The organism is Streptomyces katrae (genome assembly GCF_002028425.1).
GTDB classification, from domain to species: Bacteria; Actinomycetota; Actinomycetes; order Streptomycetales; family Streptomycetaceae; genus Streptomyces; species Streptomyces katrae_A.
The window spans coordinates 6,662,536-6,675,941 of sequence record NZ_CP020042.1 but is presented as its reverse complement, the minus strand read 5'-3'; the positions used below and the strand labels follow the sequence as shown (position 1 = coordinate 6,675,941).

Here is a 13,406-nt window from a genome sequence, read left to right as displayed (position 1 = left end):
AGCGGGGTGCCGCTCGATGGAACGGTAAAATCCACGCTGGACCGCTTGTTTTCGCCGCGAGTTCAGGAAGTCGCCCTCCGGCGTGTCCACCAGGGCTGATCTGCTCGGCGGGGGCGGCGGCGTGCGAGCGCGGACGACGGAGGGAAGCGGCGATGGCCAGGTCAGGGGTGCCCGCGATCGGCAGTGTCGACGAGCTTATGGAACTGCTGCACGCCCGCCACGGCGGGCCGGACGCGCCCGACCGGGACCTGGGGCTGCGGACCGCGGCCCTGCTGCGCCGCTCGCACCCGTACGACAAGGAGCTCCAGGTGGCCGGGCTGGTCCACGGCCTGGGCGGGCTCCCCGGGGCGGAGGCGGCCGAGGCGGTCCGCCCGCTGCTGGGCGACCGGGTGGCCCGGCTGCTGCGAGGGCCCACGGCCGCGGGCGAGGACGCGGAGGCCCTGCACCGGGCCGCGGAGGCGGGGCGGGCGGCGGGGCTGGACGCCGGGGTCGTCGATGACTGGCGTCCGGTGCTCGAACTCGTCGCGGCGGGGGCCTACCAACTCTGACGCCGGGATTGACCCGAACGGATGACGGGCCGGCCCCGTCCCGCGCGGAGGCGGGGAAGGGGCCGGCCCGTGGTACGGCTACCAGTTGGCGGGCGCGTAGTCCTTGAGGAAGACGCCGTACAGGTCCTCGCCGGCCTCGCCCCGGACGACCGGGTCGTAGACCCTGGCCGCGCCGTCGACCAGGTCGAGGGGCGCGTGGAAGCCCTCCTCGGCCAGGCGCAGCTTGTCGAAGTGCGGGCGCTCGTCGGTGATCCAGCCGGTGTCGACCGAGGTCATCAGGATGCGGTCGGTCTGGAACATCTCCTGGCCGCTGGTCCGCGTCACCATGTTCATCGCGGCCTTGGCGGCGTTGGTGTTCGGGTGCCCCGCGCCCTTGTAGCCGCGGCTGAACACGCCCTCCATCGCGGAGACGTTGACCACGTAGGCCCGGCCGCTGGAGGCCTTGCGGGCGGCGTCGGCCATCGACGCGCGCAGCGCGCTGATCAGGATGAAGGGGGAGGTGTAGTTGCACAGCTGGGTCTCGAGCAGCTCCACCGGGGAGATCTGGTCGATGGTCTGCACCCAGGTGTTGCTCTCCACGACGTCGGGCAGCAGGCCGCCCGCGTCGATGGCGGTGCCGGCGAGGTGGCGCTCCAGGCTGGCGTTGCCCGCGACGAGGGCGAGGTCGGCGACCTTCTGCGCCTCCAGCCCGCTGACCCCGACGGGCAGCGCCGCCAGGCCGTCGACCGCACCCGAGTTGAAGGCGCCGATGACGTGGTGGGCGGGGAGCTCGCCGGCCGGCAGCGGGGCGCTCTCGCCCTCGACCAGCGCGGCGTAGGCGGTGGGCAGGCGGCGCACGGTCTGCGTCGCGTTGTTGATCAGGATGTCCAGCGGGCCGGCCTCGGCGACCTGCTCGGCGAGGGCGACGGCCTGGGCGGGGTCGCGCAGGTCGATGCCGACGACCTCCAGGCGGTGCATCCAGTCCGCCGAGTCCTCCATCGCCTTGAAGCGGCGGATGGCGTCCTTGGGGAAGCGGGTGGTGATCGTGGTGTGGGCGCCGTCACGCAGCAGCCGCAGCGCGATGTACATGCCGATCTTGGCCCGGCCGCCAGTGAGGAGCGCGCGCTTGCCGGAGAGGTCGGCGCGGGCCTCGCGCTTGGCCCGGTTCTGGGCGGCGCAGTCCGGGCAGAGCTGGTGGTAGAAGTAGTCGACCTCGACGTAGCGCGTCTTGCAGACGTAGCAGGAGCGCGGGCGCTGGAGTATCCCGGCGATCCGGCCGGACTCGGTGACCGAGGTGGGCAGGAGACCCTCGGTCTCGTCGTCGATGCGCTCGGCGGAGCCCGTGGCGGTGGCCTCCGTGACGGCCTTGTCGTTGGCGGTCTTGGCGGCGCGGCGCTCCTGGCGGCGGCGCTGCTTGACCGTACGGTAGATGCCGGCGGTGGCGCGGCGTACGGTGATGGCGTCGGGGTGGTCGACGTCGATCTTGTCGAGCTCGTCGAGCACGCTGAGGCAGACGGCGAGGCGCTCGGGGTCGATGCCCGGCCCGTATGCCTGGTTGTCTCCGGTGTCGGTTTCGGTATCGGTCACCGTCATGGCCGCTGCCGTTCCTTGCTCGCTCGTCCGCGTCCGCCTGCTGCGGAAGTCCCGAAACGGAAACTGTACGGATCCGACACGCCCGGGACCAAACCCGTTCGCGGTACCCTCACCGACCGCGAGCGTCCTGTCACGGTATGGAAGGGGATCAGGTCCTTCGTCCCCGCGGGCGCGGCTTGCGCGTACTCCCTCTGGTGTATGCCAGGAGGATGACTCGGGCTTCGATCAAGGGGCCCGTGGACGGATGAACCGGGGGCCCGGTTGCGGCATGGTGGAACCTATGAGTGCCCTGGCCCTGTCGGTTCTGCTCTGCCTGGTGTCGGCCGTCGCGTACGCGGGCGGCGCGATCCTCCAGGAACACGTCGCGGCGAGCTCCGCGCAGCGCCGCGCCGTGGCCGCGCTGCGCCGCCCGGGCTGGTGGGCGGCGGTCACGCTGAACTGCCTGGGCGCCCTGCTGCACGTGGTGGCGCTGGCGTACGGGCCGCTGAGCCTGGTCCAGCCGCTCGGTGCGCTGACCATCGTCTTCGCGCTGCCGATGGCGGCCGCGTTCGTGGGGCGCCGGGCGGGTGCGGCGGCCTGGCGCGGGGCGGTGCTCGCGACGGTGGGGCTGGCCGGGCTGCTGGCCCTGACGGGCGGGGAGGGCCGGGGGCGTCAGGCCCTGGCCGGCGGGGAGCGGGGCCTGCTGCTGACGGTGACGGCGGTGGCGGTGTCCGTGCTGGTGCTCGCCTCGGGGCGGATGCGGCGGGCGGTGCTGCGCAGCGTGCTGCTGGCGGCGGCGGCCGGGACGGCCTTCGGGATGGCCTCGGTGTTCACGAAGTCGGTGGCGGAGAGCCTCGCGCCCGGCGGGCTGCTGGGGACGTGGCCGGACCTGGCGGCGATCGCCGTGCTGGCGGCGTTCGGGCTGCTGCTGTCGCAGGCCGCCTACCGGGGCGCGGGGCTGACGGCGCCGCTGGCCACGGTGACGGTGGTGAACCCGGTGGTGGCGGCGGCCGTGGGGGTCACCCTGTTCGAGGAGGGCTTCCGGTACGGGACCGCCGGGGCGGTGGCGGCGCTGGCGAGCGGCGTGCTGGCGGCGGCCGGCCTGATCCTGCTCACGGCCGTGCCGCCGCACGTGCGGGGGTCAGATCCCGCGTACGCCTCAGATGCCGACGCCCTTGCCGCGGAGGTACTTCAGCGGGTCGATGTCGGAGCCGTAGGCGGGGCTGGTGCGCATCTCGAAGTGCAGGTGGGGTCCGGTGGTGTTGCCCGTCGAGCCGGAGCGGCCGATCCGCTGGCCTCCGGAGACCTGCTGGCCGGCCTTGACGCCGAGCGCGGAGAGGTGGGCGTACTGGGAGTAGCGGCCGTCGGCGTGCTTGATGACGACCTGGTAGCCGTAGGCACCGGCCCAGCCGGCCGACTCGACGGTGCCGGGGCCGACGGCCTTGATGGCGGTCCCGGTCGGCACGGGGAAGTCGACGCCCGTGTGGTAGCCGCTCGACCAGGAGGAGCCCGCGACGTGGTAGGCGGTGCCGAGGCCGGCGTCGACGGGGGCGGTGAACCCTCCCGAGGCCGGCTTCTGCTCCGTTGAGGCGGGCTTCTCGGCGGGCTTGGCGGGCGGCTGCGCGGGCTTGGCGGCCTGCTCGGGCCCGGGTTTGGCCTCGGGCTTGGCCTGGGGCTTGCCGTCGGGCTTGTTCCCGGGCTTGGTCTCGGGCTTGGTCTCGGGCTTGTCCTGCTGCCCGGCCGGCTCCACGGGCTTGACCGGCTCGGCGGTGCGCGGCGGCTTCTCGGGGTTCTGCGCGGGGGGCGCGGCGGTGATCCGGAGGGTGAGCCGCTGGCCCGGGAAGATCATGTCCGGGTTGCCGCCGACGGTCTGCCGGTTGGTCTCGTACAGGGCCTGCCAGCCGCCCTCGACGTGCTGCTGGGAGGCGATGCTCGACAGCGAGTCCCCGGGGGCGACCACGTACGGGTTCGGCAGCACGGTGGTGCCGGTCGGGCGGGGCATGCTGACGGGGGTGCCGGTGGTGGCCTTCGTCGGCTGGATCCGGTCCTTGGGCGCCTGCTGCTGCGGCTGCGCGGCGGGTTTGGCGGCCGGCTTGGCGGCGGGCCCGGTCTGCCCGCCCGGGGCGGCCGCGCTGCGGCTGAGCCCGGCCTGGGGCCCGCAGGCGGGCCAGGCCCTGGGCCCCTGCCCCTTGAGCACCTTCTCCGCGACGGCGATCTGCTGGTCCTTGGTGGCCAGGTCGGCACGCGGGGCGTAGGCGGTGCCGCCGAACTCGCGCCAGGTGCTCTGACTGAACTGGAGCCCGCCGTAGTAGCCGTTGCCGGTGTTGGTCTGCCAGTTGTTGGTCGACTCGCAGGCGGCGACCTTGTTCCAGGTGTCGACGGCGGCCGCCTGGGCGTCCCCGGCGCCGATGAGGGGGAGGGCGATACCGGCGCCACCTGCGGTGACGACGAGCGAGGCCCGGTTGATGCTGCTCGGCTGATACCGGCGGTGCCGGCCCCGTACACCCATGGGAGAGCCCCCCTGGAAGACATCAGGAACCGCACAACCTAACGGCGCCCCGATGTCCTGACAAGGGCCACAACCAGCCGTTGTGCCACCGCAGTTGACCGCGCGCCGGGCTCAGCTCAACGGACCCGGCTGCGGGATCGGAGCGGGTCCCGGCGGCGGGGGTACGGGGTCGGGCTCGGGGAACGGCGGCGGTACGGGCGGCACCGGCCGCGGCACCGGCCCGGGTCCCGGAAGCGGCGGGTCCGGCGAGGGGACGGGCTCCGGTTCGGGGACCGGGGGCTGTGTCTGCTCTGCGTTTCGCACCATAGCCCCCACCTTCCCCCGATCTCAGCCCGTATGCCCGCCGAGCAGCGCGGCCGCCAGCCCGGCGGCCGGGCTGGACAGCACGGGTACCCGCGTCCGCGCGAGGCGGGCGGCCCCGGCCATGGAGGCCTGCGCCAGCACGATGACGTCGGCGTCCTCGACCGCCTCCGCCGCCCGCGCCACCACCTCCAGGTAGCCGTCGCCGTCTCCGGCCTCGAACCGCTCCCAGGCCCCGTCCACCAGCCGGCCGCGCACCCTCACCGGCCGCCCGGCGGCCTCCTGCGCGATCAGCTCCCCGGTCGGTCCGAGCGTCGACTCCACCGCGGCCAGCACGACGATCCGCGGGCCGAGCCGTACGGCCTCGGCCGCCATGGGCCGGTCCACGCGCGACACGGGCACGCCGAGCAGGGGCCCCAGCGACTCCGCGACCGCCCCCACCGTCGAACAGGTGACGAGCACGGGCCCGCGGACCCCCTCCAGCACCTCGCGCACCTGCCCCGCCACCGCCTCCGACCCGAGCTCCCGGGCGCGGTCGAGCAGCTCGGGAACCACCAGGTGCCGCAGCACGGCCCCCGGATGCGTCTGGTCCCGCAACGCGTCGAAGACGGGGACGTGCACCGGCGAGGTGTGCAGGAGGGTCAGCCCGGTCACCAGAGGGCCGAGTCCCGGTCCAGCTGCGCGATGGCGGCGTCGACGACCTCGCCCGGCGCCACGGGCGCCCGCTCGGGGTGCTTGGCGGCCCACCGGGCGGCGTAGGGGCAGAGCGGCACGACAGCCACCCCCTCCTCCGCGGCGATCTCGTAGAACCGGCTCACCAGGTCCCCGGCGATCCCCCGCCCCTCGTGCCCCGGCTCGACGACCGTGTGCACGGCCACCAGCGCGTGCGGCTGCGCCTCCAGCACGAAGTAGGCGATGAAGCCCACCACCGCGTCGTCCTCGACGGCCAGCAGCCGCCCCGCCTTGCGCTCGTCCAGCAACTCGATCGCCATGGTCCCCGACTCCCCTCAGCCAGCCACCGCGTGGGGGCTGCGCTCCTGGTCCGTTCCCGGCACGGGGGCGGACGGGTCCGCCCCCAGCTCGATGATCCTGTTGTCCCCGTCCACGTGCACGACGCGCGGCTTGAGCGCCCGCGCCTCGGCGTCCTCGACCTGCGCGTAGCTGATCAGGATGACCAGGTCCCCCGGGTGCACGAGGTGCGCCGCGGCCCCGTTGATCCCGATGACCCCGGACCCCCGCTCCCCCTCGATGACGTACGTCTCCAGCCGCGCGCCGTTGGTGATGTCCACGATGTGGACGAGCTCCCCCGGCAGCAGATCGGCGGCGTCGAGCAGGTCGGCGTCGACGGTCACGGACCCGACGTAGTGCAGGTCGGCCTGGGTGACGGTGGCCCGGTGGATCTTGGACTTGAACATGGTGCGAAGCATGCGAATACTCCCGGTGTGTCTGCTCCCTGCCTGCTTCGCGCAGGTCAAGGGCGGTCTCGGCACCCTACAACGATTCGCGTGTTCGGTCAGCTTCCCCAGGATTTTCCAGGACTCATGCTGACCGACTGCTGACTTTTCCGACGCACCGCCAGGCCGCTGCGCCGGCTATTTCGCGTCCTCTGACTCCCTGCCGGACTCATGGTTCCCCTCCAAGGTGAAGAAAGGGCCTGGTCATATCCGGAGGCACGGGACAGCAGGAGGCTCCACCAATGCAAACTGGCGCGATGCCGGCCGGCCCGGGCGTCGGCTGCAGGATGGGAGCAGCCTGGGGAGCAATGGACTTCTTTGGGTTGGCCATTGATCTGGGCGTGCCCCTGACGCTGTAGCAGCGGAAGTCGGCACCGCGGAAGCGCAGTCCCCGCGGGTCGGAGGAGGAGTTGGTGCGCCCCTCCCCGTCGTACGGGCGGCCCTGCACGCCGCCTGCATGGCCGCGGTGCCGTTGACGGCGCGCACGCCGACGGCCCCCGTCGCAGTCAGGAAAGCACGCCGGCGCAGTCCGTTCATGGCCACTACCGGTATGACGCACGAGCGCTGCGGAAACGCTTGTGGCCCACTTTCCGCCCGGCGGGAGTATCCGGTATGCGGGCAGGCCCGTTGGGCGAACCCCGGACTCCGTGGCGGGCGATCCGTGCAGGAGGCCCGATCGTCTTGTCCGGGGGCAGTCGGGCGCGGAGACTCGGTCCCTGACGGATCGTCCGCTGTAGGGGGACAGGATGAAACAGTTAGAAGGCGCCGACCCGGTGGCGGTCGGCAAGTACCGGACCATCGCGGAACTTGGCCGGGGTGGGATGGGCCGAGTCCTGCTGAGCAGCGCCCCGGACGGCCGGTTGGTCGCACTGAAGCAGGTGCGCTCGCAGTTCGTCGAGGACGACGGGTTCCGGGCCCGGTTCCGCCGGGAGGTGGAAGCCTCCCGCAAGGTCTCCGGAGCGTATACGTCCGCGATCATCGACGCGGACGCCGATGCCCCCGAACCATGGCTGACTTCGGAGTTCGTCCCCGGACCGTCGCTCCAGCACGCCGTGGCGACCGTCGGGGCGCTGCCCGAGGAGTCGGTACTGCGCATGACCGCGGGCCTGGCCTCGGCCCTGAGCGACATCCACCGGGTCGGCCTGGTGCACCGGGACCTCAAACCGTCCAACGTGCTCCTCACCGACGACGGGCCCCGCGTGATCGACTTCGGCATCGCCCGGGCCGCCGACAGCGAGGAGGGCAGCGAGCTGACGACCACGGGCTGGCTGGTCGGCTCACCCGGGTTCATGTCCCCGGAGCAGGCCCAGGGCGCGCCGCTCGACTCGGCCAGTGACATCTTCTCCCTCGGGACGGTGCTGGTCATGGCGTGCACCGGCGCGTGCCCGTTCACCGGGCCCTCCCTGCCGCAGACCCTGTACAACGTCGTGCACACCGAACCCGACCTCAGCGGGCTGCCGGCGAGGATCCGCCCGATCGTGGCCCGCTGCCTCGCCAAGGACCCCGCCGCCCGGCCCAGCGCGGCCCAACTGCGAGAGTCCCTCGGGAGCCTGGCGCCCTCGCCGCGTCCCTGGCCGCAGGAGATTCACGAGTTGATCGCGGAGCAGCAGGCCGAGATCGAGCGGCTCCGGGTCGAGCTGGGGAAGCGGCCTGCCGTCCCGGAGTCCGTGGCGCCGGTCCTCGACAAGCCCGCACCGCCGTACCCAGCGCCCCCGCCCGCTTCGGCCCGGCGCGGCTTCGCCGTCGGCGCGGGCATCGCCGCCGGCCTCGCGATCGCCGCGACCGTGCTCGCCCTGATGCCCGGCCGCGACGGAGGCACCGGCACCGTCGCCGTCCCCGAGGCGACCGTGACGGCGTCCGGACAGCCGGCCGGAGACCCGACCGCTCTGGGGTCCGCGCAGCCGACCCGCGACCCCGGCACCGAGGCACCCCGCACGCCGACCGTGGAGCCGACCCCGCCCGCGCCCGAGCCCTCAGCGGCACCGGAACCCTCGGAGCAGGCTCCGACGACGGTCACCACACGGTCGAGCACGCGGCCCGCCTCGATCGTGAGCTGCTTCGGGGACTACCTGGAGGAACCCGAATCGGTCCTGCTCCACTGCGGAGACGGGAACGGCATGCTCAGGGGCCTGACCTGGTCGGACTGGGGTCTGTCCACCGCCCACGCCAGCGGGCAGGAGTGGATGGTGATCTGCCGCCCCAACTGCGCGAATGGCAGCGAGGTCCACTACCCGGCCACCGTGACCCTCACGGGTCTGGTCGGCGGGCGTTACACGACGATGCAGATCAGAACCCCGCAATCGCCCTACGGCCCCGTCTCCCGCTACAGGCTCGACTCGAACGGGCCGACGCAGACGGACTGACGGGGCCCGGAGCCGGGCGGGCGCTCACACTCCCCATGCGGTGAACGCGGCCCAGTGGACCGGCGAGGCGAAGGGACGCTCGCCGGTCATCGCCCGGGAGGTGTATCGCTCGGTCAGGGCCGCCACGTGGGGCCTGGAGGCGGTATACCGGGCGAGCTCCTCCCAGGTGAGCCGGCGCAACCAGATGCGGGCCCGGCGCAGGGCGGCCACCGGGGGCAGCCCGCCGGACCCGTGAGCGGGAGCGAGCAGCTCGTAGAACCGCGCCATCAGCACCGCGGTCGCCATGTCGTCCACCAGCCACAGCCCGGCCACCGCGCACGCCGCCCCGGCCTGGAGGAATCCCGCCGCGAGCCCGCGGAACTCGTCCGGAGCCCGGACGACCTCGTAGTGGCCGGACTGGCAGGCGCTGGCCACCGCGAGCCGGCAGGCGGGGAGCCGGTGTTGGACCAGGGTGTCCATGTCGAGGCGGCCGTCGGCCAGGGCCAGGGAGCCGCCCCGACCGTCGAACTCGCCGCTGCCGTGGCAGATGATGTGGAGGTACGAGGTGTCGGCGAGCTGGCCGAGCAGCCAGTCCACGGTGGCTTCGGGCCCCACCGCGCAGCGGGCCTCGCCGTGCGGCTCGAACAGCTCCCGGATATGGGCGAGTTCACCGCGTCCACCGGGGAGCGAACCGTCAGGGTCGGTGACCCCCACCAGGCGTGGCACCGGCTCCGGCGGCCGGGCGGCCGCGACGCGGGAGGCCGCGTACACGGCCGCGGAGGGGGAGACGATCACGGTGCCGATGTCGTCGAGCACTTCTCCCGCCCCCGGCCCGAGCGGCACGGCGTGCAGGGGGACCAGGCCCAGCAGACCGGTCGGGACGACGACGGCCTCCTGCTCCGGGTCCTCCGCGAGGACTCTCGCGACCGGGTGCAGGAGCGGTCCAAGGGCGGCGAGCCGGTCCAGGGCCTGCGGGAGCAGACGCCTGCGCCGGAGCGCTCCGGCCTCCTGGGCGAGGAGCAGGCCCAGGGCGCCGTCGGCCGGGTCCAGCACCAAGAGGCCTGTGACGGTCTCGCTGCTCACCCCCGGAACGGGAACGGCCCGTACCACGGGCGACTCGCCCGAGCTGCGGGGGAGCACGAGGGCGTAGCTGCCCCAGGGCGCGTTCACCAGGTAGACGAGCGGACGCCCGCCCGCCGCGCGGACGATGTCCGCCAGCCCGTCGGTGCGTAGGAAGCGCTCGAAGCCCGGGATGGCGCGGATCTCCGCGATCGCCGCACGCACGCCGCGTTCGGCGGCGGCCTCCCTGCTCGCCGTGGAGCCGGCGACGGTGGGGCCGCCGGACGCCGCCGCGAACGCCTCGCCGACCGAGGACCGGTACCGGGCCTGTGCCAGCCGGTAGCGGTGGGCGGCGGCGGGGTCGATCCGTCCCAGGGCCTCCAGGTCGGCCGCCCCTCGCCCGGCCACCACCGAGAGCTCACAGGCCACTCCGCCCTCGATCGCCTCGACTGCACGCTCCGGCCGCCCCGCCCGGGCCAGCAGGAAGGCGGCCCAGCGGGCGATCCGGTTCACCTGGGCGAGGACGCTCTGGCGGCCGGTCCCGGTGACCTGGGCGTCGTAGAGCGCGGTCACAGCGGTCAGCATGCCGGACGCGACATCGGCCGCCTCGCTCCAGCGTTCCGCCGAGGCGTGCGCGCTGAGGAGTTCCCGGCCGATGGTGAGGTGCAGGGATGGCGACACCGTGGCCGGTGTGGCCCCCAGGGCCGCGTGGCGCAGCCGGAGGCCGTCTGCGCTGCCCGGGCCGTCGATGTGGTCCATGGCCCGGGCCAGCAGCCAGGCGATGCGGCCCGTGTCCAGGAGGCCGGGGCGCGCGGTGGACAGGGCGAGCGCTGCCGTCGCCGCCTCCCGGGCGCCGCGCGCGTCGACGGGATCCCGGGACAGCAGCAGGTCGCCCAGATTGCACTGGATCCGGGACCACAGAGCCGGGTCGTCACCGGCGCCGAGGTGGCTCAGGGCGTCCCGGTAGCACTGCTCCGCCTCCCTGAGGTCCTCCACCCCGGCGCGCCGATACAGCAGCAGGCCGAGGTTGACCACCGAGTAGGCCCAGGCGACCCTGTCCCGCTCGGGGGCCCGCTCCTCCAGTCCCGCCCTGATGTGCTCGATGCCGAGGGTGAGGTCCTCGGGGCCCCCGCCGGGCCGCTCCGAGAGGAGCAGGCCGTAGTTGGTCTGGACCCGCGCCCAGTACTCGGGATACTCGCCCCGGTCCAGCGCGGTCGCGCGCGCCAGCAGGTCGCGGGCGGCTTCCCAGATCTCCAACCGGTCGCCGTCGTCCCGCAGGTGGTGGGCGCTGGCCAGGTTGTTCGCCACCTCCACCCACTGGAGAGTCCCCTCGCGCAGTCGGCTCAGGGCGCGTTCGAGGACCCGGACGGCCTCGGACGGATCGGCGTCGAGCCCGGCGTGCACAGCGAGCACCAGGCGTTCGCCGAGCCGCGCGGCCAGCTCGGTCTCCATGCCCTCCTCGCCCAGGCCGGCGGCGAGCTCCAGCGCCTCGCGGGCGAGCGGGATGCCTTCGGGCCCGTCGGTGTCGCGGGCCTCCAGGTACATCGCGTGCAGCCGGGTCCGCAGACCGGCGTCGAAGCGCCCCAGGGACTCGAAGTAGCGGCGCATGGCGGTGTCCGGAGTGGTCCGGCCGTCGCACAGTTCGTCCAGGAGCCGCTGCCGTATGCGCAGCACCTCTTTGAGGGGGGTCTCGGCCGCCCTGCGCAGCTCCTCGCGGCCCGCGTCGCGCACCCGGGTGCCGTCCGTCAGCTCCGGGTGCGTACGGACGAGTTCCGCGAGGGCGTCCGGCAGGCCGAGCAGCACCGCGGTCAGCAGCTCCCCGACCAGGGAGTCGGCGCGTGCCTCCCCCAGGTACTCCAGGAAGATCCGGTAGTTCGCGACCGTCGGCGCCCCCTCGGGCTCCAGCTCCCGGCATGCCGACTCGGGGTCCGCCAGGTCCCGTTCGAGGTCGCGGGCCAGGACGTGGGGGAGCAGCCTGCGCGGCAGCGGGATCGCCTCCCCGGGGAAGACGCCGCCGAGGAAGGCCCCGGCCAGCGCGGCCTCCGCCAGCAGGGGCTCCCCGGAGGGCGGCGGACCGCCCCCGAGCTCCGCGACGGAGACCGCCAGCAGCAGGGGCGCTGCCGCGCCCGGGCGCAGGACCAGCAGCGGCGCCTCGATGTGCGTCCTGGTCCCGCAGACGGGGCAGTCCACCCAGGAGACACCCGGGACGCCGGGGACGGGTGCCGCCAGCACGTCGGCCCGCTCCCGCGCGTCTATGACGCGCCAGACAGGAGCCCCCCGCTCCTGGACACATTGCTCGCAGTGCCACGCGTAGGGCGCCCTCACCGAGACCGTCATCGCGAACCCCCTCCCGGTCCGCCGGCTACTTGCCGCTGGTGATCTGCGAGAGCAGGGCCGTCAGGACCCGGCCGAGGGAGGAGTCCCGCAGGGCCCGCTTGTGGATGGTCAGGCTCCACCTCCCGCGCGGATCCCGCTTCAGGACCACCTCGGTCTGCAGGAGCGTGACGGCGAGCGCCGCGACCGGCAGCGTGACGGGGTCGAGCCGTTCCATGGGCGAGCATGCGTAGGCGACGGCCTCGCCGACCGTGTCCGCCAGGTCCTCGCGCAGCGCCGCCGCATACTCCAGTAAGCGGCGCGCCAACTCACCGTCGGAAAACTCAGGTTGGTCCGCCCCCACGTACCGCTCCAGCTCCACGGCGGCCACCTCCGCCCGCAGCTCATCGCCGCCCTCGGACAGCTGCCGCGCGGCGGGGAGCAGCCCGTGCTCCTCCGCCAGCGCCGTGAGCGCGCGGACGGCCTCGTCGTCGGTGAGGGTGCGGATGCCCTGTTCCAGATCACCTTGATTCAACATGCTCGCAATTCTGTCTCTCGCTGCGCATGTTCGTGCCTGAATAAGGGAGTTGGGCGTGTGACGGGCGCCGATCGCGGTCAGGCGACATCGGGGTCGGAGAACGTCACTGGCACGCCACGGTCACCCCCGCCACAACCTCGCCGAGCCCGGGCGCGATGACGAGGATGGCGTCCCAGCCGTCCTGTGAGCCGTCACCCTGCGTTTCTTTGGAGGTGGATCCACCATGCACAGCCCGCAGCCACTGCCAGCAAGGCGATGGCTGCGGCTTGCGGTGGGAGAGCGGTACGGCGAGCTCGAGGCGTGCGGGAAGGTCTCTCCTGGCAGTCGGCCAGTTCCGGCAGCGGGACAGGGTCTGGGGGCGAAGGGGCGAAGTGCCGTACGGCTTCCCGGGTCGTCTGCCTCAGGGCATCGGGGTCGGGGCGCTGAAGCCGACCGAGACCGCCGACGAGGTCCGTGCAGTTCGTCGGCGCAGGTGAGGCGCAGAGTCAGGCGACACCCGAGGAGCAGCAGCCCTTTACGACCGACTCGCCCGTGACTGCCAGGACTTCTTCGGCTCCTACGACGTCCGGACACTGGACTCCAGAAAGCCGTGACAAGCAGTTTCCACAGTCAGCACTTCCACCAACTAGAGCCCCGATGACCAGACTCCCGACGAGGTGGGGCCAGATTTCGGCCCATAACGACTTGAAAACGCCCAGGACGACGATACCGTCGACGGCTCCCACGGCGAGCCGGTTGTCCCGGCGCATACGTCAGGACGACTGGCACTTCGCCTTGCGGGCTGCCACCCGC

Annotated in this window: 9 protein-coding genes and 1 pseudogene; 3 read left to right on the top strand and 7 right to left on the bottom strand. The window is 73.4% G+C overall.

Annotated features, from left to right (window positions below):
- The first annotated feature begins 152 nt into the window (after window positions 1-152).
- Window positions 153-548, top strand: a complete 396-nt coding sequence (locus B4U46_RS30260) for a hypothetical protein (RefSeq protein WP_079430802.1) — start codon at window positions 153-155, stop codon at window positions 546-548.
- A 78-nt stretch (window positions 549-626) separates the two neighbouring features.
- Here the strand turns inward: B4U46_RS30260 and B4U46_RS30255 are convergent, their stop codons facing one another.
- Window positions 627-2,120: an SDR family NAD(P)-dependent oxidoreductase gene (locus B4U46_RS30255; protein ID WP_079430801.1), complete on the bottom strand. Its 1,494-nt coding sequence runs from the start codon at window positions 2,118-2,120 to the stop codon at window positions 627-629.
- Between B4U46_RS30255 and B4U46_RS38150 the strand changes: the two are divergent.
- Window positions 2,062-3,138: pseudogene (locus tag B4U46_RS38150) on the top strand (DMT family transporter); the annotation flags it as partial. The gene B4U46_RS30255 and the pseudogene B4U46_RS38150 sit on opposite strands and share 59 nt — an antisense overlap.
- Window positions 3,139-3,258: 120 nt before the next feature.
- Here B4U46_RS38150 and B4U46_RS30245 read toward each other — a convergent pair.
- From B4U46_RS30245 to panD, 4 genes are all read right to left on the bottom strand, one after another.
- On the bottom strand, window positions 3,259-4,608 hold the full coding sequence (locus B4U46_RS30245) for a transglycosylase family protein (protein ID WP_079430800.1): 1,350 nt from the start codon (window positions 4,606-4,608) through the stop codon (window positions 3,259-3,261).
- 327 nt (window positions 4,609-4,935) lie between these two features.
- On the bottom strand, window positions 4,936-5,565 hold the full coding sequence (locus B4U46_RS30240) for an aspartate/glutamate racemase family protein (protein WP_079432085.1): 630 nt from the start codon (window positions 5,563-5,565) through the stop codon (window positions 4,936-4,938).
- Window positions 5,559-5,900: a GNAT family N-acetyltransferase gene (locus B4U46_RS30235; protein WP_079430799.1), complete on the bottom strand. Its 342-nt coding sequence runs from the start codon at window positions 5,898-5,900 to the stop codon at window positions 5,559-5,561. The genes B4U46_RS30240 and B4U46_RS30235 overlap by 7 nt, the downstream gene beginning before the upstream one ends.
- Before the next feature lie 15 nt (window positions 5,901-5,915).
- A complete protein-coding gene (gene panD / locus B4U46_RS30230; RefSeq protein WP_079430798.1) occupies window positions 5,916-6,335 on the bottom strand; it encodes an aspartate 1-decarboxylase in 420 nt (139 codons plus the stop codon).
- A 773-nt stretch (window positions 6,336-7,108) separates the two neighbouring features.
- Between panD and B4U46_RS30225 the strand changes: the two genes are divergently transcribed.
- The gene (locus tag B4U46_RS30225) at window positions 7,109-8,725 is read left to right on the top strand and encodes a serine/threonine-protein kinase (RefSeq protein ID WP_079430797.1); all 1,617 of its coding nucleotides are present in this window, start codon (window positions 7,109-7,111) and stop codon (window positions 8,723-8,725) included.
- Window positions 8,726-8,749: 24 nt separating this feature from the next.
- On the opposite strand, the gene B4U46_RS30220 is transcribed toward B4U46_RS30225, so the two are convergent.
- Both B4U46_RS30220 and B4U46_RS30215 read right to left on the bottom strand, forming a co-directional pair.
- Window positions 8,750-11,995 carry a CHAT domain-containing protein gene (locus tag B4U46_RS30220; RefSeq protein ID WP_237293175.1) on the bottom strand — a complete coding sequence of 1,082 codons (3,246 nt, stop codon included), beginning with the start codon at window positions 11,993-11,995 and terminating at the stop codon, window positions 8,750-8,752.
- Between the two features lie 130 nt (window positions 11,996-12,125).
- Window positions 12,126-12,614: a hypothetical protein gene (locus tag B4U46_RS30215; protein WP_079430795.1), complete on the bottom strand. Its 489-nt coding sequence runs from the start codon at window positions 12,612-12,614 to the stop codon at window positions 12,126-12,128.
- Window positions 12,615-13,406 lie beyond the last annotated feature (792 nt).